Origin of the sequence: Pseudomonas sp. LS-2, from assembly GCF_003605735.1 — a bacterium.
Classification (GTDB): Bacteria; Pseudomonadota; Gammaproteobacteria; order Pseudomonadales; family Pseudomonadaceae; genus Aquipseudomonas.
Genome location: NZ_QXTJ01000039.1, coordinates 579,994 through 602,788, shown reverse-complemented (window position 1 = coordinate 602,788; position 22,795 = coordinate 579,994). Strand labels below are relative to the sequence as shown.

Below are 22,795 nucleotides of genomic sequence, written 5' to 3'. Positions count from 1 at the left end.
GAAATATCCTCCTCTGATTGCCTTGAAAGCGGGTCTCGCTTTCCTCTACCGTAGCCGCCTTAGTCTTTTGTTACGGATTTTCCATGCACCTGGCCCGTACGCGCTCCCTGTTCTTTCTGGCGTCTTTAGCCTGTGCACTGATCGTGGGAGCTGCATTTTATCTGGAGCGTGTGGCGGGATCCGCCCCATGTCCGCTGTGCTATGTACAGCGTGCGCTTTTCGCGGCGCTCAGTTTCGTCAGTCTCGTTGCGGCCTTTCATGCTCCGCAAAAGCGTGGTTGGCGCCTCTACTCATTTGTCATGTTGTTGCTGTCACTGGTAGGTGCAGCCACAGCGGGACGGCATGTCTGGCTTCAGGCATCGCCTCCTGAAAACATGGCTTCCTGTCTCGAGAATCTGCGTTACCTGCTCGACACGCAGCCTTACCTGAAGGTCCTGAGTCTGATCCTGGCCGGAGGCGCAGGGTGCTCTGAAATCACCTGGTCACTTTTCGGAATCAGTCTTCCTGAATGGAGTCTGCTGGCTTTCTCCGGGACGAGCCTTTTCGCGCTGTACTACCTTTTCATCGAGTTTCGTGGATTCGGATCACTGGATATCGGCGCGCCGGATTAAACACTTGTATGAACTTTATCTCCTGCGTACCTTGAAGGCCTGGTCGTGCGGGCATAATCTGGGCCGCACGCATCATCGGAATAATGCTGCTGTCGACGTTTTTCAGACCCGGTTTTCATAAGCATCGGACCGGGTCGCCAAGCGATTACAGGCAGCATGCCCCTGAAGGGAAGAGAGAACATCATGCTGGAAAGTTGTCAGAATGCTCAGGAACGCTGGGGTGGAGTTCACAAGCTGATCGACCGTTGGTTGCTGGAACGCAACGAGCTGATCAAGGCTTACGATGACCTTGGCGCAGAGCCGGACGCGTTGTCCGAGACACGCAAACAGTTACAGGAATTCTGCGGGACTTTAGTCGACTACGTGTCGGCGGGGCACTTCGAAATCTACGAGCAGCTCACTGGCGAAGCGAAGGCGTTCAACGATCAGCGCGGTCTCGAACTTGCCGATACGATCTATCCTCGCATCGATGTCATCACTGAAAAGCTGCTGGCGTTCAACGACCTCTGTGACGAAGGTAAATGCGTGGCCGAGAAATTCAAGGAGCTGGGTGGTTTGCTCCATGAGCGTTTCGAACTGGAAGATTGCCTGATCGAAGTGCTGCACACCGCGCACAAGGAACACAACGCGGTTCAGGCCTGATCGATTTTCGTGTGTCAAAAAGGGTGCCTTCGAGCACCCTTTTTTGTTGCCTGCTCCAGGCCTGCGATGAAGTCGCCCGATATTACTGCGACACCGCGATCAGCTCGATCTCGAACACCAGTGGCGTGTAAGGGTCGATCAAGTCTCCCGCACCTTCTGCGCCATAAGCCTGTGCCGACGGAATGACCAGACGCCATTTCGCCCCAACGGGCATGTCGACCAGTGCGGTGGTCCAGCCAGCGATCACGCTGTCCAGACGAAACCATTGAGGTTGCTGGCTCTGATCGAAGATGGTGCCGTCAGGCAGGCGCCCGACGTATTTCACTTGAACGCGACCGTTGATGTCCGGTTTGGGACCTGTGCCTGGCGTCAGCTCGGTCATGAGGATGCCATCGGCCAATGGGTGTACACCCGGCTTGGCTTTCTCGGTGTCCATGAAACGGCGTTCTTCCTTCAAGGCGGCTTCGGTCTGCGGTTCGGACTGACCGGAGTTCTCCGCTTGAGCGAGCGCAGCATCGTGGTCGCTGAGAATCTGCTCCATGCGCTCCTGCTTTATTGCCAGCGGCTTGTTCTGATACGCCTGTTGCAGGCCTTCGATCAATGCCGGCAGCTGCAGATCCGGTGCTTCCTGACGCAGGCGTTCACCCAGACTTGCGCCCAGGCTGTACGCCAGATCGTGGGCATTATCGGAGGGGGCAGCATCGGTGGCGTGAGCAAGGGGTACCAAGAGGAACAACGACATAAACAGGTAGCGCGACATGAATGCTCTCCGGCCTGGGAAGTGAGCGATTATGCCAGCGCCGGGTCGTTAATGTGATGCCGATGTGAAGGGATTTTGGAGAGCGTGCAACAGAGCTGGGTTTGTAGTGTCAAGATGGCCTAGCGGCGGTGCGGGCAGAGGTCTAGTATGAGCCGCATTCAAATCAGCCAGGAGGTAAATCATGTCGGCCACCAAGAAGCCAGTAAACACTCCGTTGCATTTGCTCCAACAACTTTCGAGCAGCTTGCTCGAACATCTTGAAGATGCCTGCTCCCAAGCGTTGGCCGATGCAGAAAAACTGCTCGCCAAGCTGGAAAAACAACGCGGCAAAGCCCAAGAAAAGCTGCACAAATCGCGCACCAAACTGCAAGACGCAGCCACTGCCGGGAAAGCCAAGGCGCAAGCCAAGGCCAAGGACAGCGTCAGTGAACTCGAAGCACTGCTCGATGCGTTGAAAGATCGCCAGACTGAAACTCGCTCTTACATCCTTAACCTCAAGCGTGATGCTCAGGAAAGCCTGAAGTTGGCGCAAGGCATTGGTCGTGTGAAAGAAGCTGTTGGTAAAGCACTGAGCGATCGTGCTGCCAAAGCTCCCGTCAAGGCTGTCGCCAAACCCGCTGCGAAAACTGCCGCCAAGGCACCAGCAAAAGCACCGGCCAAAGTTGCTGCTGCCAAGCCTGCCGCGAAAGCACCTGCCAAGGCTCCAGTAAAAGCTGCCACCAAGCCTGCCGCTAAACCAGCCGCCAGAACTGCAGCTGCCAAACCTGCTGCAGCGAAGGCTCCCGTAGCGGTCAAACCAGCCGCTAAAGCCGCTGCCAAACCTGCCGCAAAACCTGCAGCAAAAGCACCGGCCGCTACCAAGGCTCCTGCAAAAACGGCGGCTGCCAAGCCAGCAACTGCCGCCGCTAAACCCGCCGCAAAAGCGCCTGCAAAAGCGGCCGCCAAGCCTGCAGCCAGTACTGCTGCTAAACCTGCTGCCGCCAAAGTTGCTGCAAAACCCGCCGCTGCCAAGCCCGCCGCTAAAGCTGCTGCAAAACCTGCTGCCGCAAAACCCGCAGCCAAACCTGCGGCCGCCAAGCCCGCCGCGAAGCCTGCCGCCAAGCCGGCAACCCCGGCCGCTTCCACAGCTGCCAAGCCTGCGACCCCTGCGCCAACCGCGTCGACTTCGACAGCCGCGCCAGTTACCCCGGTGTCATCTGCTACTCCTGCAGCCACCCCGGCGACAGGTTCGAGCTCGAACAGCGCTTCTTAAGCGAGTTCCGCCCCGACGCGCCGCAACACTTGCAGCGCGTCGGGAGCTTCATTCGCAGCGCCTCCCGCGAGCGCTCCGAGCCAGGCGCCATTGTTCTGTGCACCTCGCTCATGCCAGGCCTGAGTCAATCTTTGCAACCTCACGAGCAGCTCACGCTCGGCATCCAGTTCCAGCACTTTCAAACGTTCACGCAACGCGCCCAGTTCCGCATCGGTTGACGCAGCGGATTTCCACTGCGTGCGTAAATCGCGCAGCGGACCGACCACCTGATCGTGCCAGGGAGTCGCCAATTGTCTGATTTCGTCAGCCCGTTGCGGATTGAACGGAATGTCAGACTGGTCCAGCCAGACCCCGCACAGCAGCGCGCAGACATTGCCGCCATGGGCTTGCAGCGTCAGACACGCTTGCTCGACGCCTGGTCGGGCATAGAAATCGAGGGTAAAACTCCATAGGTCAGAAGGCATCGTCATCTACCTGTTTTGGGCGAAGCTGGTAGACTCCGCCGCCATTATGATCAGACTTCAAAGCCTCACCTTACAGCGTGGTCCGCAACGTCTGCTAGAAGACGCCGAGCTGACCCTGCACGCCGGCCAGAAAGCCGGCTTGATCGGCGCTAATGGCGCCGGTAAATCCAGCCTGTTCGCCTTGCTTCGGGGTGAACTGACCCCCGACAACGGCGATTGCTCGCTGCCAGCCGATTGGCGTATTGCCCACATGCGTCAGGAGGTCGATACCCTCGAACGCCTGGCGGTGGATTACGTCCTTGATGGTGACCTGCGTTTACGGCAGGTGCAGCGCGATCTTGCAGCGGCCGAAGCCGCGCATGACGGTGCGGCTCAAGCGCGTCTGCATTCTGAGCTCGACAGCGCCGACGGCTATACCGCCGATGCGCGTGCTCGCAAGTTGCTGGCCGGCCTGGGCTTCACCAATGAGCAGATGGAGCGTCAGGTCGCTGATTTCTCCGGTGGATGGCGGATGCGTCTGAACCTGGCTCAGGCCCTGATGTGTCCATCGGACCTGCTGCTGCTCGACGAGCCTACCAACCACCTGGACCTCGATGCGATCCTCTGGCTCGAAGACCATCTGAAAAGCTATCAGGGCACACTGCTGCTGATCTCCCACGACAGGGACTTTCTCGACGCTGTCGTCGATCATGTCGCACACGTCGAACAGAAGAAGATAACGCTCTATCGCGGTGGCTACAGCGCCTTCGAGCGCGCCCGTGCCGAACGTCTCGCCCAGCAGCAGCAAGCCTACGAGAAGCAACAGGCGCAGCGCGCGCACATGGAGAAATTCATCACGCGCTTCAAGGCTCAGGCAACCAAGGCCAAGCAGGCTCAGAGCCGGATCAAGGCCTTGGAACGTATGGAAGAGCTGTCGGCAGCGCACGTCGATTCGCCGTTCGATTTCACTTTCCGCGAGTCCGCCAAAATCTCCAGCCCGTTGCTGGATCTGTCCGATGCCCGTCTGGGTTATGGCGACAAGGCGATTCTGCAGAAGGTCAAACTGCAACTGACCCCAGGCGCACGAATCGGTCTGCTGGGCCCGAACGGCGCCGGTAAATCCACACTGATCAAAAACCTGGCCGGTGAACTTGAGCCGTTGAGCGGGCGTCTGGTGCGCGGTGAAAACACCGTGGTTGGCTACTTCGCCCAGCATCAACTCGATTCCCTCGACGCCAAGGCCAGTCCGCTACTGCATTTGCAGCGCATCGCGCCGACTGAGCGCGAGCAGACGCTGCGCGATTTTCTCGGCGGTTTCGACTTCCGTGGCGGGCGACTCGATGAGCCTGTGCTGAATTTCTCCGGCGGCGAGAAAGCGCGTCTGGCGCTGGCGCTGATTGCCTGGGAAAAACCGAACCTGCTGCTGCTTGACGAACCGACCAACCACCTGGATCTGGAAATGCGTCTGGCACTGACCATGGCGTTGCAGGAGTTCAGCGGCGCGGTGTTGGTGGTTTCCCACGATCGTCATCTGCTCAAGAGCACCACTGACAACTTTCTGTTGGTGGCCGATGGCGCGGTGCAGGAATTCGACGGCGATCTGGATGACTACGCCCGCTGGCTGGTGGATTACAGACTGCGCAATGCGCCGGTGAGCAATACGCCGGTCAGTGCCGACAAGACCGACAAAAAGGCCCAGCGTCAGCAGGCAGCAGCGCTGCGTCAGCAGTTGGCACCGCACAAGCGTGAAGCCGAGAAGCTTGAAAAAGAGCTGGGCACCGTGCACGAAAAACTGGCGAAGATCGAAGCCGCTTTGGGCGACAGCGCGATTTACGAGGCGTCGAACAAGGACAAGCTGCGTGATTTGCTCGCCGATCAGGCGAAGCTGAAGGCCCGCGAATCCGAACTCGAAGAAGCGTGGATGGAGGCGCTGGAGCTGCTGGAGTCGATGCAGGCCGAACTGGAAGCGTTGTCCTGATGGAATCGATGGCGTTGCCCGTCCCGGCGTACTGGATCGAACCGATTCTGGTGGGGCTACAGATTCTGTTGATCCTGTTGGTCGGCTATACCTTGCAGCGTGTGGTTGCGCGTTTTCTGACTCGTTTGGCCGAACGTTACCCGTTGCTGCCGCCCGAATTGCTGGTGATGCTGCGTGGCGGTTTGCGCTGGTTGATCATGGGCACCGCATTCGTAGCGGTGTTGGGCCGTCTCGGGGTGTCGGCGTCCGTGTTGTGGGCGGCATTGTCGGGGTTCGTCGCCGTCGCTGCGGTTGCGTTCTTCGCAATGTGGAGCGTGCTGTCGAACCTGCTCTGTGCGGTCTTCATCTTCACCATGGGCCCGTTTCGAATTGGCGACATGGTCGAATTGGTGGATACCACGGATAAGCCCGGGATCAAGGGTCGCGTCACTGCCATCAACTTGATGTTCACAACGCTGGTAGAGCCTGCCGAGTTGGGCGGCACACTTGTGCAGGTGCCGAACAGCCAGTTCTTCCAGAAGTCGATCCGGCGCTGGCGAGGTAACGACGGCACGCCGATCATTTCCGGCGAGAAGCGCGGAGCCGAACACGCCCAACGCTGAGCGACCTGCACAGCTATCTCCGAACTCGCCGCAACAGTTAGAAATAATTGGTCTTTGCGCCGCAGAAACACTAGGTTAGGGCGAGTTTTCGCTCTCGCCTGAGGTGTGTAATGTCGCTTGAAACATGGCTGGCCTTCTTTGCCGCCTGCTGGGTCATCAGCCTTTCCCCGGGCGCTGGCGCCATCGCATCGATGTCCAGCGGTCTGCAATACGGGTTCTGGCGCGGTTACTGGAATGCGTTCGGCCTCCAGCTGGCCCTCATCGTCCAGATTGCGATCATCGCCGCAGGGTTGGGCGCCGTACTCGCGACCTCGGCACTGGCGTTCACGCTGATCAAATGGTTTGGTGTGGCGTATCTGGTCTATCTGGGCATCAAGCAGTGGCGTGCGCTGCCGAGCGATATGTCCGACGACTCAACGATCCGTCCTGTCGGCAAGCCGTTGGCGTTGATTGCGCGGGGCTTTCTGGTCAACATCAGTAACCCCAAGGCGCTGGTCTTCATGCTGGCGATCCTCCCTCAGTTCATCGATACCCACCTGCCGCTGCTGCCTCAGTACCTGACCATCGCCGTGACCATGGTGAGTGTCGATCTGATCGTCATGGCCGGGTACACGGGCCTGGCGTCAAAAGTGCTGCGATTGCTCAAAACCCCCAAACAGCAGCGTCGAATGAACCGGACATTTGCCGGGCTGTTTGTCAGCGCGGCAGCTTTTCTGGCGACGTTGCATCGTGCCTGACGGTCCGGTGAACAGCTCAGTCCGAACTGCGGAGTTCATGTGATGCGCGTATGGATCGATGCCGACGCTTGCCCCAAGGCAGCCAAGGATCAGGTGGTCAAGTTCGCCCTGAAGCGCCAGTTCGAGGTGGTGATGGTCGCCGGTGTGAGCCTGATCAAGCCAGGGTTCGCGCTGGTGAAACTGGTCGTGGTGCCCAGTGGTCCGGATGCTGCCGATGATTATCTGGTCGAGCACGCCGTGCCGGGGGAGCTGGTTATCTGCAGCGACGTGCCGCTGGCTGATCGACTGGTGAAGAAAGGCGTGGCGGCGCTGGATCCGCGAGGCAAGGAGTTCGATGCGCATAACATGGGCGAGCGTCTGGCGGTGCGTAACCTGTTCACCGACCTGCGCGAACAAGGGCAGGCCGGTGGCGGGCAGGGCGCTTATGGTGATCGCGAGAAGCAGGCCTTCGCCAATTCCCTGGACCGGATTCTGACGCGTTTGGCGCGCGAATATCCGGTCTGATCAGCCTGGGGCGTCAGGCTGAAGCCTGCTCCTCACGCTCCTGCACCAGCTCCAGGACTCGATCCACCAGCTTGTTGATACCCGAAGCCGCTTCGCCGATGGATTTGGCGACCATGTAAGCAGGCGTGCAAACCAGTTTGCGGTTTTTGTCTTCGACGATATCGCTCACTTCGCACTCTTCGTGCTTGCCGCCCATTTTGGTGATTTTCGCTGCTGTGTCTGGATCGTTGCCGATAGTGCAGGTCACGCCCGGGCCGTAGATCTTCGCCGCCAGCGCCGGTGATACGCAGATCAGTCCGATGGGTTTTCCTGCTTCGGCGAAGGCCTCGGCCATGGCCAGCACCTCTGCCTGAACCTTGCAGCCGGAGCCTTCGACGGCGAAGTTCGACAGGTTCTTCGCGGCCCCGAATCCACCGGGAATTATCAGTGCGTCGAACTCGGTAATGTCCGCTTCGCGGATGTCCTCGATGGCGCCGCGTGCAATGCGCGCCGATTCGACCAGCACGTTGCGGGTCTCCGGCATTTCTTCGCCGGTCAGGTGATTGATGACGTGATGTTGCGCGATGTTCGGCGCAAAGCATTTGACCTGCGCACCACGCTGATCCAGGCGCAGCAGGGTGAGCACGCTCTCATGAATTTCCGCTCCGTCCTGAACGCCGCAACCGGAAAGAATGACGGCCACTTTTTTGCTCATGCGTGTGCTCCCTTTCTTGGGCGATCCCGTATGCGGGGTACGCCGATTCTGTCGTTTTCCATGGCGTCCCGCGCGTCGCGCGTTGCGCCAACGATGTCGTCAAATGTCTACTAATTTGTCATTCGTTGCCATAGGGTTTCGCCATGGCCTCGCCTAATCTTCGAAGTTTCGTCGCTGGGTGGCATCGATGAATTTCATTCTGTACGCAGTCCCGTTTTTCTTTGTGTTGATCGCAGTCGAGTTGCTCGCCGATCATTGGCGCAAGGTCAGCAACTACAGAGTCGCGGACGCGATAAACAGCCTCAGCACCGGCGTGTTGTCCACCACTACCGGCTTGTAGACCAAAGGCGTCGGGCTGGTCACCTACGCCTTCGCACTGGAGCATCTCGCACTGTGGCGGCTCTCTGCCGAGAGCGCATGGGTCTGGCTGTTCGCTTTTATCTTTTACGACTTCTGCTACTACTGGCTGCATCGCATGGGGCATGAGCGCAACATCCTCTGGGCAGCGCATTCGGTGCATCACCAGAGCGAGGACTACAACCTCTCCACGGCATTGCGTCAGACCAGTACCGGTTTTCTTCTGAGCTGGATCTTCTACCTGCCGCTGGCGCTGATCGGCGTGCCATTGGCGGTATTCGTCGCGGTGGCATCGCTCAATCTGCTTTATCAGTTCTGGGTGCATACCCGACACATTCCCAAGCTTGGCTGGTTCGAGTGGTTCTTCGTCACGCCGTCCAATCACCGAGCGCACCATGCGCAGAACCTTGTCTACATGGATCGCAATTACGGCGGGGTGTTCATTGTTTGGGACCGGCTGTTTGGCACCTTTCAGGAAGAGCTGGACAGCGAGCCGCCGATCTTCGGCGTAACAACGCCCTTGAGAAGCTGGAATCCGCTGTGGGCCAATCTTCAGTTCTACGCACAACTTGCTGCGGATGCGCGGCACGCCGACTCAAGGTGGGACAAGCTGCGGATCTGGTTCATGCCCACTGGCTGGCGACCTGCCGACGTGGCGCTGCGATACCCGATCAACAAGCCTGATCCTGGCCAGTTCCGAAAATTCGAGGTGCCACTGAGCCTGACGCAGCAGATGTATGTCGGCGTGCAATTTTCGCTTTACACCTTGCTGGGCAGCTATTTGCTGTCGAACGGGGAGATTCTGCCGTGGCCGGCGCTGATACTGGGATGGGGTTGGGTCGCGTCGGGCTTGTTCGTGTTTGGTATGGCACTGGAGAACAGGCCGTCAGCGTTGAGGCTTGAGGGCGTGAGGCTGGCCGCGAATCTGCCGCTGGTGGCGCTGGCCCCGATAGCCGGTTTGTGGCCGGCGAACTCACTGGTGTGGGCTGCCTTGCTGGTCTACACCCTGCTGAGCACAATTGCGGTGTATTGCGCTCGAGGGCACTTCACTCGTCTGGCCGGTCCTTGACCTCGACATTGACCGGTAAAGCGAGCTTCGCTTGCCGGGCAATGCGTGCATTTTTGATCCTGCGCCGGATCCACAACAGAACGCCAATTACCAGCAACGCGCCGAGCACCCACAGCTCGTACTTCTTGACGTTGCCCAGCAGGCCTTCCAGAACCGCGCCGAATTTGTAGGCAGCAGCGCCCAGCGCCGCCGCCCACACCGCTGCGCCGATGCCATTGAGCAGCAAGTACCGCCCTGGTGGGTAACCGGAAAGCCCGATCGCCACAGGCATCACGGTTCGCAGGCCATAGACGAAACGGAAGCTCAGCACCCAGATGTCCGGGTGCCGGCGAATGTGCTCCAGCGCGCGATCGCCCATCATTTGCCAGCGCGGTTTGCGTGCCAGAAGCTTGCGGCCGTGTTTACGCCCCATGAAGTACCAGAGCTGGTCGCCAGCGTAGCTGCCGAAGAAGGCAACGACCACGACCAGATTGATGTCCATGTACCCACGAAACGCAAGAAATCCAGCGAGCACCAAGATGGTCTCACCTTCAAAAAAGGTCCCGAGGAAAAGGGCGAAGTAGCCAAATTCTTGTAAAAAATGCTGGAGCATCATTTGGGTGCTGGCGAAATGAACGCGCAGCCTAACTCGCCCAAGGCATTCAGGAAAGTGTGGAAATGTGTCTCGGCGTTAAAGTTTCCTACAAGGCGAAGGGATTCGTCGTCTAGGAAGCGGCTTTGCGTCCTGCGTCATTTGTCGAAAATGATACTGTCACGCAAGCGTCATAATGCAGGCTTATAAATGTCACGCTTGCCCGTCTGCATGGGCTCGGGAGCATTCCGTGCGCGTTGCCCTCACTTTTCGATCACGGTCTTTCCAACGGTCAGACCGCTCCGATCCCCCCTGTCGAACGGTCCGAGATGACTCGCCGTTGGCACACCCTTCGTTTTTTCGTGATTTGCCTCCTGCCCTTGTCGTGATGGGTGCCACCACGCTTGCCATCACGCGATGCATTGATTCGGACTTGCAGGACGCTGAGAAATGCGTAGCGTGGGGAGTCAAAGCGCGTACAGCATCGTGTCTCGGGTCTGTCAGAAAATTCGCTCACCACAGTCCGGGCGTTCGTCGACACAACAACGTGTCTGGCGTGACTGTCTCAGGGTGCTGGACGTCACCACTGTTGTGGCGCACACGGCATGCCGACTTCATTCGCCGTTCGCGCGGCCCAACTGTTACAAGGGCAATACCCTTACAGGATTATTCATGAGTACCGAAGGAATTATCGAATCTGCAGTTGAAGCTGAGCCTCAGGCCCTGACCCAGGAAATCACCGCCATGGTCGAGCCGACCATCGAAGTGGTGCCGGCCCTCGAGCCGCATCACCCCGTTGCGCCGGCCATCGTGATTCCCAACCTGGATGACAGCAGCCTTTACATCCATCGAGAACTGTCGCAACTGCAGTTCAACATTCGCGTGCTGGAACAGGCGCTGGATGAATCCTATCCGTTGCTCGAGCGGCTCAAGTTCCTGCTGATCTTCTCCAGCAATCTGGACGAGTTCTTCGAAATTCGTGTCGCCGGCCTCAAGAAGCAGATCACCTTCGCCCGTGAACAAGCAGGCGCAGACGGGCTTCAACCGCATCAGGCGCTGGCGCGCATCAGTGAGCTGGTACATGGTCATGTCGACCGCCAGTACGCCATCCTCAACGACATCCTGCTGCCGGAGCTCGAAAAACATCAGGTGCGCTTCATCCGCCGTCGCAACTGGACCACCAAGCTGAAAACCTGGGTGCGTCGCTACTTCCGCGACGAGATCGCGCCGATCATCACCCCGATTGGTCTGGACCCGACCCACCCGTTCCCGCTGCTGGTGAACAAGTCGCTGAACTTCATTGTGGAGCTGGAAGGTATCGACGCCTTCGGTCGTGACTCAGGCCTGGCGATCATTCCTGCACCGCGCCTGCTGCCACGTATCATCAAGGTGCCGGAAGACGTCGGCGGCCCTGGCGACAACTATGTGTTCTTGTCGTCGATGATTCACGCCCATGCCGATGACCTGTTCCAGGGCATGAAGGTCAAGGGCTGCTATCAGTTCCGTCTGACCCGTAACGCCGACCTCGCGCTGGATTCAGAAGATGTGGAAGACCTTGCCCGTGCACTGCGTGGCGAGTTGTTCTCCCGCCGCTACGGTGATGCTGTGCGCCTGGAAGTGGCGGATACCTGCCCCAAACACCTCTCCGACTATTTGCTCAAGCAATTCAACCTGAGTGAGACCGAGTTGTATCAGGTCAACGGTCCGGTCAACCTGACCCGCCTGTTCAGCATTACCAGCCTGGACAGTCATCCAGAGCTGCAATACGCGCCGTTCACTCCGGCCATCCCGAAGCTTCTGCAGAACAGCGAAAACATCTTCAACGTGATCAGCAAGCAGGACATCCTGCTGCTGCACCCGTTCGAGTCGTTCACTCCTGTGGTCGATCTGCTGCGCCAGGCCGCGAAAGACCCGCACGTCCTGGCGGTGCGCCAGACGCTGTATCGCAGCGGTGCCAACTCGGAAATCGTCGACGCGCTGGTCGATGCCGCGCGCAACGGCAAGGAAGTGACGGCTGTCATCGAATTGCGTGCGCGGTTCGACGAAGAGTCCAACCTGCAACTGGCCAGCCGTCTGCAAGCGGCGGGTGCGGTGGTGATCTATGGCGTCGTCGGGTTCAAGACCCACGCCAAGATGATGCTGATCCTGCGTCGCGAAGCGGGCGAGATCGTGCGTTACGCCCATTTGGGCACCGGTAACTACCATGCCGGCAACGCGCGCCTGTACACCGACTACAGCCTTCTGACCTCCGATGACGCGCTGTGCGAGGACGTCGGCAAGCTGTTCAGTCAGTTGATCGGCATGGGCAAGACGCTGCGCATGAAAAAGCTGCTGCATGCGCCGTTTACCCTGAAAAAGGGCATGCTCGACATGATCGCCCGTGAAACCCAGTTCGCGGCCGAAGGCAAGCCGGCGCACATCATCGCCAAGTTCAACTCACTGACCGATCCGAAGATCATCCGGGCGCTGTACAAGGCCAGTCAGACCGGGGTGAAGATCGATCTGGTGGTCCGCGGCATGTGCTGCCTGCGTCCGGGCGTACCGGGCGTGTCGCACAACATTCAGGTTCGGTCGATCATCGGGCGTTTCCTGGAGCACACACGGGTTTTCTACTTCCTCAATGGCGGCGACGAGCAGATGTTCCTGTCCAGTGCCGACTGGATGGAGCGCAACCTCGACAAGCGCGTCGAAACTTGCTTCCCGGTCGAGGGCAAGAAGTTGATTCTGCGGGTGAAGAAGGAGCTGGAAGGGTATCTGACCGACAACACCCATAGCTGGCTGTTGCAGCCGGACGGGCGCTACATCCGCAGCACGCCGACCGGCAACCAGAACGCTCGCAATGTGCAGGCGGCGCTGCTGGAGAAGCTGAGCAATCCGGTCCTCAGCGTACGCTGAGGATGATCCCGACTCGGGTCAGCCAGTCGGCCTCCAGGCCGAAGTCGGCCTGAGTCAGCTGGTTGTTTTCCAGCCAGCCATCCGGGAACAGGATGTCGAGGTTGTTCCCATCGGCGGTCAACACAGGTTGCGGCATCTCCTGGGTGCCGCGAATGTGGTGGAACAGGATCGCAAAGCGCAACAGCACGCACAGACGAATCAGCTTCACCCCTTCATCGCCGAATTCGGCGAACTTGTCCTTGGGAATGTTGCGACGATGGCCACGCACCAGCAGCGCGAGCATCTGTTGGTCTTCGCGGGAGAAACCGGCCAGGTCGGAGTGCTCGATCAGATAGGCGCCGTGCTTGTGGTAGTGATAGTGGGCGATGTCCAGACCCACCTCATGCACCTTGGCAGCCCAGCTCAGCAGTTCGCGATACAGGTCGTCTTCCAGATCCCACGCCTTTGCTACCTGCTCCAGTGCTGAGAGTGCCTTGCGCTCGACCCGCGCAGCCTGTTCCAGGTCGACGTGATAACGGTCCATCAGCGAGCTGAGAGTGCGCTCACGCACGTCTTCGTGATGATGGCGACCCAGCAGGTCGTACAGCACGCCTTCACGCAGCGCGCCTTCGCAGTGATCCATGCGCTTGAGTTCCAGCGCGTCGAAGATCGCTTCGAGAATCGCCAGACCTGCCGGAAAAATGGCCCGGCGATCAGGTTTGAGGCCTTCGAAGTCGATCTTGTCCACTTCGCCCAGTTTCATCAGCTTGCGTTTGAGCCACGCCAGGCCTTCGGCGTTGACCTCGCCGGTGCCATGGCCGCCCGCTTTCAGGGCCAGGCCGATCGCGCGGATAGTGCCAGACGAACCGATGGCTTCATCCCAGCTCAGGCGATGCAGGGCATGCTCGATGCTCATGATCTCCAGCCGCGCCGCTGTATAGGCCTGGGCATAGCGCGCCGGGGTAATCTTGCCGTCTTTGAAATAGCGCTGCGTGAAGCTGACGCAGCCCATTTGCAGGCTCTCGCGCAGCAGCGGTTCGAAACGCTGCCCGATGATGAACTCGGTACTGCCGCCGCCGATGTCGGCGACCAAACGTTTGCCTGGCGTGTCGGCCAGGGTGTGCGAGACGCCGAGATAAATCAGACGCGCTTCTTCACGGCCGGAGATGACCTCGACCGGGTGGCCCAGGATTTCTTCGGCGCGATGGATGAATTCGTTGCGGTTGCGAGCTTCGCGCAGGGCGTTTGTGCCGACGATCCGCACGGCGCCGGGCGGCATACCGTTGATCAGTTGGGCGAAGCGCTTGAGGCAGTCGAGCCCGCGCTGCATGGATTCTTCGCTGAGCTTGCGCTCGTCGTCGATGCCGGCGGCCAGCTGCACCTTCTCGCCGAGACGCTCAAGAATGCGGATTTCACCTTGATTAGCTTTGGCAACAACCATGTGAAAGCTGTTGGAGCCCAGGTCGATCGCGGCGATCAGCGAGAGGTTTTTGGCTGTGGATGGCGGCATGGTCAAAGGTCTCGGTCGATAACCCCGACATCGTGCCACGATCCATCACTGCCGCCAAACGCGAAGACGTCAAAACCTGTAGGAGTGCGCTTGCTCGCGATTCGTCCGCTCAGGCGGTGCAGTGTCGACTAATCTACCGCCATCGCGAGCAAGCTCACTCCTACAGTGGCCTGCGATGTTCAGGCCTGCTCCACCGACCCAATGAAGTTCGCCAGCTCTGGCGTCTTCGGGTTGGCCATCAGTTCGCGCGGATCGCCCACTTCATGGACCTTGCCCTGATGCATGAACACCAGCTTGTCGCCGACTTCGCGGGCGAAACGCATCTCGTGGGTCACCATGATCAGCGTCATGCCGTCTTTGGCCAGCTCTCGAACCACGCTGAGCACTTCGTTGACCAGTTCAGGGTCCAGGGCCGAGGTGATCTCGTCGCAGAGCAGTACCTTCGGTGACATTGCCAGGGCGCGGGCAATCGCGACGCGTTGCTGCTGACCCCCTGACAAGCGATCAGGGAAGGCATCGAACTTCTCGCCCAGACCCACGCGGTTGAGCATTTCCTTCGCCAGCCTGGTCGCTTCGGCTTTCGAGACCTTCTTCACGACCTGTGGCGCGAGCATCACGTTCTCGCCGACAGTCAGGTGCGGGAACAGGTTGAACTGCTGGAAAACCATTCCGACTTTCTGTCGCAAGCTACGCAGGTCTGCGCGTGCAGCGTCCAGGTACTCGCCATCGACTTCGATTACGCCGTCGTTGATCGACTCCAGCCCATTGAGCGTGCGCAGCAGCGTGCTTTTGCCCGAGCCGCTACGGCCAATGATCGCCACGACCTGACCTTCCTCGACACTCAGGTCGATGCCTTTGAGAACGTGGTGGTCACCATAGTATTTGTGCAGGGCGGAAATTCTAAGCAGAGGCATGAAGTCTCCTTTCCAGGTAGCGCGCGCTGAGCGACAGCGGGTAGCAAAGCAGGAAGTAGCCCAGGGCGACGAAGCCATAGACCATGAAAGGCTGGAACGTGGCGTTGGCAAGCATGCCGCCGGTCTTGGTCAGCTCGGTGAAGCCGATGATCGAAGTCACCGCCGTGCCTTTGACCACTTGCACCGAGAAACCCACTGTCGGCGCGACCGCGATACGCAGCGCTTGCGGCAGGATCACGTAGCGCAGTTGCTCGAAAGGGGTCAGCGCCAGACTGGCCGAAGCCTCCCACTGACCGTTGGAAATCGATTCAACGCAGCCGCGCCAGATCTCGGCCAGATAGGCGCTGGTGAACAAGGTCAACGCCAGTGCCGCCGCCAGCCATGGCGAAATGTCCACACCCAGCAGCGCCACGCCAAAGAACACCAGAAACAGCTGCATCAGCAATGGCGTGCCTTGAAACAACTCGATGTGGCAACGAGCAAGCCGGCGAAACAAAGCCTTTTCAGAGATGCGCATCGTCATCACCAGCAGCCCGATTACGCCGCCGCCGATGAACGCCACCAGCGACAGCGCCAGCGTCCATTGCAGGCCCGTGAGCAAGTTGCGCACGATGTCCCAGAGAGTGAAATCCATCAGCGGCTCCTTGCGATGTAGCGACGACCGATCCAGGCCAGCAACTGACGAATCAGCAGCGCCATGCACAGATAAATCAGCGTGGTGATGATGTAGGTCTCGAACGCACGGAAGTTGCGCGACTGGATGAAGTTCGCGGCGAAGCTCAGTTCTTCGGTCGCGATTTGCGAACAGACCGCTGAGCCGAGCATGACAATGATGATCTGACTACTCAGCGCCGGCCAGACCTTGCCCAGCGCCGGGACCAGCACCACATGGCGGAACGTTTCGAAGCGCGTCATCGCCAGCGCAGCCGAGGCTTCCAGCTGCCCGCGAGAAATCGCCTGAATGCCGGCACGAATGATTTCTGTCGAGTAGGCTCCCAGGTTGATCACCATCGCCAGCACCGCCGCCTGCCATTCGGAAATCTGCAGCCCCAGTGACGGCAGGCCGAAGAAGATGAAGAACAGTTGTACGAGAAACGGCGTGTTGCGTATCAGCTCGACATAGACCCCGAAGATCGCCGAGAACGGCTGGATCTTCCAGGCTCTGACGATCGCGCCGACAATCCCGACGCTGACGCCGAGCAAGGTGCCGATAGCGGTCAGTTCCAGCGTGAACAGGGCGCCGCGCAGCAGCAGGTCAGCGTTTTGCAGGACTGGAATGAAGTCGAACTGATAAGCCATCTAAGCCTCGGATCGCATGCGGTGAACTGGGGAGCAACGATCAGAGATCGGCAGGCAGAGGCTGCTTGAGCCAGGTCTGCGAGTTCTTCTCCAGCGCACCGTCTTTCTTGGCGGCTTCAAGGATTTCATTGACCTTTGCCAGCAGCTCAGGCTGACCCTTGTTCACGCCGACGTAGACTGGCGAGTCCTTGAGTTTCACTTTCAGCGCCGGGATGCGCTTTGGGTTCTTCTCGCTGATCGCAACCATCACCACGTTGCCGCTGGCGATCAGGTCGGTCTGGTTGGCCAGGTAAGCAGCGATGGTCGAGTTGTTGTCTTCGAAGCGCTTGATAGTGGCTTCTTTCGGGGCCACGGCAGTCAGCTCGATGTCTTCGATGGCGCCGCGGGTCACGCTGATGGTCTTGCCCTTCAGGTCGTCAACGCCGTTGATCGCAGCATCAGGCGGACCGAACACCGCGAGGTAGAACGGCGCGTAAGCGCGAGAGAAGTCGATGACTTTCTCGCGATCCGGGTTTTTGCCCAGGCTTGAGATCACCAGGTCGACCTTGCCGGTGGTCAGGAATGGAATGCGGTTGGTGCTGTTGACCGGAGTCAGTTCAAGTTTGACCTTCAGTTGATCGGCGATCAGCTGCGCGGTGTCGATGTCCAGGCCGCGTGGCTTCATGTCCGGACCAACCGAGCCGAATGGCGGGAAGTCTTGCGGTACCGCGACTTTCAGAGTGCCGCGTGCGGTCACATCGTCCAGGCCGTTGGCATGGGCAGGGGCCTGGCCGAGCATGAGGCTGGCAAACAAGGCGGCGAGCAGAGCGCTGTAACGCTTGGTCATGTGACGTCTCCGAAATCAGGGCGAGTCGTGGGTGATGGCGAAGCTTCAGTGCACAGCTCATGCCAGCCGCTGATTCGCGACCACGAAATGCGGGTTGCAACCGGTATGCGGTCTAACTGGTCTGAACAGTTGGTGCATTGTTCGCCCCGCTTTGGCGCGCCTGGAAGGCCCGGCGCCCCGTGCTTGGGCGTCACTTGCCGAATCTTCGGGATGGCTATACAAGAGGATTTTTTCCACGGTTATTGCGCCTGAGTCGCCATGCATCCGAGCCCGATTGCAGTACCTGAAGCCGCCTTTCAAGCGATCCGAAAACTGATTGCCGACCAAGGCTATGGCCCCGGCGACAGCTTGCCTTCGCAGCGAGATCTGGCGGTGCGGCTGGGGGTCAGTCGAGCTTCATTGCGCGAAGCATTGTCTTCATTGAGTGCCCTCGGCGTGGTCAGCGTGCAGCCGGGGAAAGGTGTTTTCGTTCAGGCGATTTCTGAACCACAACAGAGCACGAGTGGTTTTTCCTGGCCGTATGCGGCCCACGCGTCGCCTTCAGAGACTTTTCAACTGCGCTATGCACTGGAAGGCTTCGCGGCAGGGCTTGCGGCCGTGACGCTGACCGCCGACGAGCGCGATGTGCTGGAAGACAACGTCGAAGCCATGCGCCTGGAGTTGAAGGCGGGTGATTTCGACTGCGCGGCAAAACTGGATTTCGATTTCCACCGACGAATTCTGGTCGCCAGCGGCAATCAGGCGATCCTCGGGATCATCACCGCCAGCGCCGACATCTTTCTGGAGAGCCAGAAATTGCCGTTCATTCGCGCCGGCAGGGCGATGGAAACCTGGCAAGAGCACCGCAAGATATTGCGCGCACTGGCACGCAACGCCTCGGGTCCTGCGCAGAAGGCCATGCAAGAACACATCAGAGGGGCTGCGTTGCGGACCGGAATCGTGTTCGTCGCGCCTGGAGCATAGCTGCTTCTGGCCGGAGGCCGTGGGAGCCCTGCTTGCAGGCGATCTGCCGGGTACTGGCAGTGAATACGGCTACCGCGTTGTGTCTGACCCAGCAAGGTCGCATGATTTTATTGCCGGTTTCCGGCAAATCGCTGGCAAGCCAAGCTCCCACGCCCTCTGGCCAGAAGCGGGCGCTAAGTGAAGTCGGGGTCACTTCAATAAAGCTAGTCATGTAGGTTCATAGCAAGAGACAATCGCCCGCGCCTTCCTGTCACGGCGTGACACAGTTATGATGGTCCACGTTTTTTTGCCTATGACCTCGGAGACATCTCATGAGTAGCGACCTTATCAAACACGTCAGCGACGCGAGCTTCGAAGCCGATGTCCTGAAGGCTAGCGGTCCTGTACTGGTTGATTACTGGGCTGAGTGGTGTGGCCCGTGCAAAATGATCGCTCCGGTTCTGGACGACATCGCCGGCACGTACGAAGGTAAGCTGACCATTGCCAAGCTGAATATCGACGAAAACCAGGAAACCCCGGCCAAGCACGGCGTTCGTGGCATTCCGACCCTGATGCTGTTTAAGGACGGTGAAGTCGCGGCGACCAAGGTCGGCGCACTGTCCAAGTCCCAGCTGCAAGCGTTTCTCGACGCCAACATCTGATGGCGCTAAAGCCCCGCAAATAGCGGGGCTTTTTTCTGGCGTTGCACTAGACGCTTGGAAAATCAAGTGGTACATTCGGCCCCGCAACGGCTTCTCCGTTGCCCCCTGCTAGCCGTCGCCGACGCTCTCCTTTCGATTTGTACGCGATCCTGTCGCCTTCTCTGCGGCGCGGCCTCATTAAGCCAAAAGCTTAATTTCCCCCTCCATACATGATTACGTCATTCCTATATGAACCTGACTGAACTCAAGCAAAAGCCTATTACCGATCTGCTCGAAATGGCCGAACAGATGGGCATAGAAAATATGGCCCGTTCGCGCAAGCAGGATGTGATCTTCTCCCTGCTGAAGAAGCACGCGAAAAGCGGCGAGGAAATCTCGGGTGATGGCGTGCTGGAGATCCTCCAGGATGGCTTCGGCTTCCTCCGCTCTGCAGACGCCTCTTACCTCGCCGGCCCAGACGACATCTACGTCTCGCCGAGCCAGATCCGCCGCTTCAACCTTCGCACCGGCGACACCATCGTTGGCAAGATCCGCCCTCCGAAGGAAGGCGAGCGTTACTTCGCACTGCTCAAGGTCGACACCATCAACTTCGACCGTCCAGAAAACGCGAAGAACAAGATTCTGTTCGAAAACCTGACGCCGCTGTTCCCGACCGTTCGCATGAAGATGGAAGCCGGTAACGGTTCCACCGAAGACCTCACCGGTCGCGTCATCGACCTGTGTGCCCCGATCGGCAAAGGTCAACGTGGTCTGATCGTTGCGCCGCCGAAGGCGGGCAAGACCATCATGCTGCAGAACATTGCGTCGAACATCACCCGCAACAACCCTGAAGTCCATCTGATCGTTCTGCTGATCGATGAGCGCCCGGAAGAAGTGACCGAAATGCAGCGCACCGTGCGCGGCGAAGTGGTTGCCTCCACCTTCGACGAACCACCAACCCGTCACGTGCAAGTCGCCGAAATGGTGATCGAGAAGGCCAAGCGCCTCGTCGAGCACAAGAAGGACGTGGTCATCCTGCTGGACTCCATCACCCGTCTGGCTCGCGCCTACAACACCGTGATTCCAAGCTCCGGCAAGGTATTGACCGGTGGTGTCGATGCCCACGCGCTGGAAAAACCAAAGCGCTTCTTCGGTGCCGCTCGTAACATCGAAGAAGGTGGCTCGCTGACCATCATCGCCACCGCACTGGTTGAAACCGGTTCGAAGATGGACGAAGTGATCTACGAAGAATTCAAAGGCACCGGCAACATGGAGCTGCCTCTGGATCGCAAGATCGCTGAAAAGCGCGTCTTCCCGGCCATCAACATCAACCGTTCCGGCACTCGCCGCGAAGAGTTGCTGACGGCCGACGATGAGTTGCAGCGCATGTGGATCCTGCGCAAGCTGCTGCATCCTATGGATGAAGTGGCTGCCATCGAGTTCCTGGTCGACAAGTTGAAGCAGACCAAGACCAACGATGAGTTCTTCCTGTCGATGAAGCGCAAGTAACTCGCTGAACGGCTGTAGAAAAGTGGTGTCCCTTGGGGCACCCTTTTTTTTGAAAATTTTTCTGTCGCAATGACTCGGGACAAGGAGCGTCATGCATACCTTTGGCAATCGTCGTGACATCGACGGGCTGCGGGCTCTGGCCGTTATTCCGGTGGTCTTGTACCACTTCGGCTTCGGCGCCTTCGGCGGCGGTTTCGTCGGCGTCGACGTGTTTTTTGTCATTTCCGGCTACCTGATCACCTCGATCATCTTTCGAGAAATCAGCGCGGGACGCTTCAGCTTCGTCGATTTCTGGGCGCGTCGTGCCCGTCGCATCATTCCCGCCCTGAGCGTGTTGATCCTCGCCGTGCTGCTGGTGGGGTGGATCATCATGCCCGCCAACGATTACTCGCAGCTCGGTCGGGCGGTGCGGTATCAGGCGATGTTCATCTCCAACATCCTGTTCATGCGCCAGGATGGCTATTTCAACCCGGCCTCGGACTTCAAGCCGCTGCTGCACACATGGTCGCTATCTGTTGAAGAGCAGTACTACATCCTGTTTCCGTTATTGATGGTGTTGTTGACCCGTTTTCTGCGGCATTGGCGCTGGATGTTGTTCGGTCTGCTGATCGTGTCGTTCGCGCTCAATGTCTGGGTGATCAAACGTCAGCCTGATGCAGCGTTCTTTCTGCTGCCAATGCGCGCATGGGAGTTGTTGTGTGGCGCGATGCTGGCGGTGATTCCAGTCTCCGGTCGCAAGCTGCCGTCATGGACGCATCAAGCGGTGAGCCTTGCCGGCCTTGCGGCAGTGTTGTACGCGATTTTCGGGTTCACCAAATACACGCCATTTCCCGGCTGGGCTGCGTTGTTGCCGGTATTGGGCGCGACGGCAATGATCTGGGCGCAAGGCCAGTCGCCCACGCTGGTCGGGCGGCTGCTAAGCCTGCGCGGGATGGTCGGCGTCGGTCTGATTTCCTATTCCTGGTACCTGTGGCATTGGCCGGTTTTCGTCTATGCCAACGCGATTTCCGTCGATGGCATGCAAGGGTGGGAGGCTGCCGGTTGGGTTGTGCTGAGTCTGGCGCTGGCCTGGTTGAGCTGGCGTCTGGTCGAGCTGCCGTTTCGTGAAAAGCGTTTTCTGGCGGGGCGCAAACCCGTCTTGGCTACGGGTTTGGCAGCGCTGCTGGTGATCGGTCTGGCCGGTCAGATTGTTCGAGAAGCCGATGGCGTGCCGGGCCGTTTGTCCGGACAGGCGATGCAATACGCACAGGCACGGGACTGGCAGCAGGGGCAGATGGATTGCCTGTTACAGCGCAACAGTAAAGACCTGTCCAAAGTTTGTCGTTTCGGTGGCGACGAGCAGACTCCGCCCGTTCAACTGGTATGGGGCGACAGTCACGCGGCCGCCTTGAAGCCCGCGATCGAGGCCGACGCCGAGCGTTACGGCATCCCGGTCTGGCTTGCCAGTCTGTCCGGTTGCCTCCCGGTTCTGGGGCATGAAACCCGTCAGCAGTGCCAGGATTTCAATCAGGCTACGCTGCAATCCATTCGCGAACACAAGATCCGCGATGTGGTGCTGGCGGCGCGCTGGAGTCTGTATCTGTATGGCGAAGAGGACGGCGACATGCAGCACGTTCTCTACCGCGAGGACAGTCGCCCCGTCGCTGAACAGGCAGTGGCCAAGGATCTGACGGCGATGGTTCACACCTTGCGAGAAGCGGGCGCGCGGGTGTGGATTTTCAAGGAAGTGCCTTTGCAGCGACAGGGCACCGTGGCGCGCCTGGCAAGCCTTGCGATGGTGGGGCGATCTGCCGAGCGACTGGGTCGCCCGATTGCCGAGCATCTGGCGCGTCAGCAGTTTCTGAACTCACTGTTCGATCAGTTGAGTGAGCAGGACCCCCAAGTGCGCATCATCGATCCGACTGCCCTGATGTGCCCGGCCGGTATTTGCCGCGCGGAGTTCGATGGATACTCGCAATACATGGACGAAAATCATCTGTCGGATAAGGGTGGAGAGCGCATGAAGCCCTTGCTGGCGCCGATCTTCCTCAGCGAAAACGCCAATCAAGGCGGATGATTGA

The 22,795-nt window shown here is 59.1% G+C and carries 21 protein-coding genes and 1 pseudogene; 13 read left to right on the top strand and 9 right to left on the bottom strand.

The window, feature by feature from the left end:
• Positions 1 to 83 precede the first annotated feature (83 nt).
• A complete protein-coding gene (locus D3M70_RS24010) occupies positions 84 to 611 on the top strand; it encodes a disulfide bond formation protein B (protein WP_120128090.1) in 528 nt (175 codons plus the stop codon).
• A gap of 183 nt (positions 612 to 794) precedes the next feature.
• The gene (gene rsd, locus D3M70_RS24005; RefSeq protein WP_120128089.1) at positions 795 to 1,253 is read left to right on the top strand and encodes a sigma D regulator; all 459 of its coding nucleotides are present in this window, start codon (positions 795 to 797) and stop codon (positions 1,251 to 1,253) included.
• An 82-nt stretch (positions 1,254 to 1,335) separates the two neighbouring features.
• Here the strand turns inward: rsd and D3M70_RS24000 are convergent, their stop codons facing one another.
• The gene (locus D3M70_RS24000) at positions 1,336 to 2,013 is read right to left on the bottom strand and encodes an FKBP-type peptidyl-prolyl cis-trans isomerase (protein ID WP_120128088.1); all 678 of its coding nucleotides are present in this window, start codon (positions 2,011 to 2,013) and stop codon (positions 1,336 to 1,338) included.
• Positions 2,014 to 2,194: 181 nt separating this feature from the next.
• Here D3M70_RS24000 and D3M70_RS23995 point away from each other — a divergent pair, with 181 nt between their 5' ends.
• Positions 2,195 to 3,265, top strand: coding sequence for an AlgP family protein (locus tag D3M70_RS23995; protein ID WP_120128087.1), 1,071 nt, complete (start codon positions 2,195 to 2,197; stop codon positions 3,263 to 3,265).
• On the opposite strand, the gene D3M70_RS23990 is transcribed toward D3M70_RS23995, so the two are convergent.
• Complete coding sequence (locus D3M70_RS23990) at positions 3,262 to 3,729, bottom strand: TIGR02444 family protein (protein ID WP_120128086.1); 468 nt, start codon at positions 3,727 to 3,729, stop codon at positions 3,262 to 3,264. The genes D3M70_RS23995 and D3M70_RS23990 overlap by 4 nt on opposite strands.
• 46 nt (positions 3,730 to 3,775) lie before the next feature.
• Between D3M70_RS23990 and D3M70_RS23985 the strand changes: the two genes are divergently transcribed.
• The 4 genes from D3M70_RS23985 to D3M70_RS23970 all read left to right on the top strand — a co-directional run bounded on the left by D3M70_RS23985 (position 3,776) and on the right by D3M70_RS23970 (position 7,529).
• Complete coding sequence (locus tag D3M70_RS23985) at positions 3,776 to 5,686, top strand: ATP-binding cassette domain-containing protein (protein WP_120128085.1); 1,911 nt, start codon at positions 3,776 to 3,778, stop codon at positions 5,684 to 5,686.
• Positions 5,686 to 6,288, top strand: coding sequence for a mechanosensitive ion channel family protein (locus D3M70_RS23980; RefSeq protein ID WP_120128084.1), 603 nt, complete (start codon positions 5,686 to 5,688; stop codon positions 6,286 to 6,288). The genes D3M70_RS23985 and D3M70_RS23980 overlap by 1 nt, the downstream gene beginning before the upstream one ends.
• 110 nt (positions 6,289 to 6,398) lie before the next feature.
• A complete protein-coding gene (locus D3M70_RS23975) occupies positions 6,399 to 7,025 on the top strand; it encodes a LysE family transporter (RefSeq protein WP_120128083.1) in 627 nt (208 codons plus the stop codon).
• Positions 7,026 to 7,067: 42 nt separating this feature from the next.
• A complete protein-coding gene (locus tag D3M70_RS23970) occupies positions 7,068 to 7,529 on the top strand; it encodes a YaiI/YqxD family protein (protein WP_120128082.1) in 462 nt (153 codons plus the stop codon).
• A gap of 13 nt (positions 7,530 to 7,542) precedes the next feature.
• On the opposite strand, the gene elbB is transcribed toward D3M70_RS23970, so the two are convergent.
• The gene (elbB, locus tag D3M70_RS23965) at positions 7,543 to 8,223 is read right to left on the bottom strand and encodes an isoprenoid biosynthesis glyoxalase ElbB (RefSeq protein WP_120128081.1); all 681 of its coding nucleotides are present in this window, start codon (positions 8,221 to 8,223) and stop codon (positions 7,543 to 7,545) included.
• A 187-nt stretch (positions 8,224 to 8,410) separates the two neighbouring features.
• Here elbB and D3M70_RS23960 point away from each other — a divergent pair.
• Positions 8,411 to 9,649 (top strand): annotated as a pseudogene (locus tag D3M70_RS23960) (sterol desaturase family protein).
• On the opposite strand, the gene D3M70_RS23955 reads toward D3M70_RS23960, so the two are convergent.
• On the bottom strand, positions 9,627 to 10,244 hold the full coding sequence (locus D3M70_RS23955) for a DedA family protein (protein WP_256659960.1): 618 nt from the start codon (positions 10,242 to 10,244) through the stop codon (positions 9,627 to 9,629). The pseudogene D3M70_RS23960 and the gene D3M70_RS23955 overlap by 23 nt on opposite strands.
• A 648-nt stretch (positions 10,245 to 10,892) precedes the next feature.
• On the opposite strand from D3M70_RS23955, the gene ppk1 reads away from it, so the two are divergent.
• On the top strand, positions 10,893 to 13,115 hold the full coding sequence (ppk1, locus tag D3M70_RS23950; protein ID WP_120128080.1) for a polyphosphate kinase 1: 2,223 nt from the start codon (positions 10,893 to 10,895) through the stop codon (positions 13,113 to 13,115).
• On the opposite strand, the gene ppx is transcribed toward ppk1, so the two are convergent.
• The 5 genes from ppx to D3M70_RS23925 all read right to left on the bottom strand — a co-directional run bounded on the left by ppx (position 13,102) and on the right by D3M70_RS23925 (position 17,643).
• Positions 13,102 to 14,604 carry an exopolyphosphatase gene (gene ppx, locus D3M70_RS23945; RefSeq protein ID WP_120128079.1) on the bottom strand — a complete coding sequence of 501 codons (1,503 nt, stop codon included), beginning with the start codon at positions 14,602 to 14,604 and terminating at the stop codon, positions 13,102 to 13,104. The two genes, ppk1 and ppx, sit on opposite strands and share 14 nt — an antisense overlap.
• A 179-nt stretch (positions 14,605 to 14,783) precedes the next feature.
• On the bottom strand, positions 14,784 to 15,518 hold the full coding sequence (locus D3M70_RS23940; protein ID WP_062379619.1) for an amino acid ABC transporter ATP-binding protein: 735 nt from the start codon (positions 15,516 to 15,518) through the stop codon (positions 14,784 to 14,786).
• Entirely contained in the window at positions 15,505 to 16,155 is a 651-nt protein-coding gene (locus D3M70_RS23935; RefSeq protein WP_165869885.1) for an amino acid ABC transporter permease, read from the bottom strand. Before D3M70_RS23935 ends, D3M70_RS23940 begins: the two co-directional genes overlap by 14 nt.
• On the bottom strand, positions 16,152 to 16,817 hold the full coding sequence (locus D3M70_RS23930) for an amino acid ABC transporter permease (protein ID WP_120128077.1): 666 nt from the start codon (positions 16,815 to 16,817) through the stop codon (positions 16,152 to 16,154). Before D3M70_RS23930 ends, D3M70_RS23935 begins: the two co-directional genes overlap by 4 nt.
• Positions 16,818 to 16,857: 40 nt before the next feature.
• The gene (locus tag D3M70_RS23925; RefSeq protein WP_120128076.1) at positions 16,858 to 17,643 is read right to left on the bottom strand and encodes a transporter substrate-binding domain-containing protein; all 786 of its coding nucleotides are present in this window, start codon (positions 17,641 to 17,643) and stop codon (positions 16,858 to 16,860) included.
• 258 nt (positions 17,644 to 17,901) lie between these two features.
• Here D3M70_RS23925 and D3M70_RS23920 point away from each other — a divergent pair, with 258 nt between their 5' ends.
• From D3M70_RS23920 to D3M70_RS23905, 4 genes are all read left to right on the top strand, one after another.
• Complete coding sequence (locus D3M70_RS23920; protein WP_120128075.1) at positions 17,902 to 18,606, top strand: FadR/GntR family transcriptional regulator; 705 nt, start codon at positions 17,902 to 17,904, stop codon at positions 18,604 to 18,606.
• A gap of 311 nt (positions 18,607 to 18,917) precedes the next feature.
• Positions 18,918 to 19,247 (top strand): thioredoxin TrxA, encoded by a 330-nt coding sequence (trxA, locus tag D3M70_RS23915; protein WP_081564805.1) that lies wholly within the window; start codon positions 18,918 to 18,920, stop codon positions 19,245 to 19,247.
• Positions 19,248 to 19,475: 228 nt separating this feature from the next.
• Positions 19,476 to 20,735: a transcription termination factor Rho gene (gene rho / locus D3M70_RS23910; protein WP_027979976.1), complete on the top strand. Its 1,260-nt coding sequence runs from the start codon at positions 19,476 to 19,478 to the stop codon at positions 20,733 to 20,735.
• Between the two features lie 91 nt (positions 20,736 to 20,826).
• Positions 20,827 to 22,791, top strand: coding sequence for an acyltransferase family protein (locus tag D3M70_RS23905; RefSeq protein ID WP_120128074.1), 1,965 nt, complete (start codon positions 20,827 to 20,829; stop codon positions 22,789 to 22,791).
• The last annotated feature ends 4 nt before the right edge of the window (positions 22,792 to 22,795 follow it).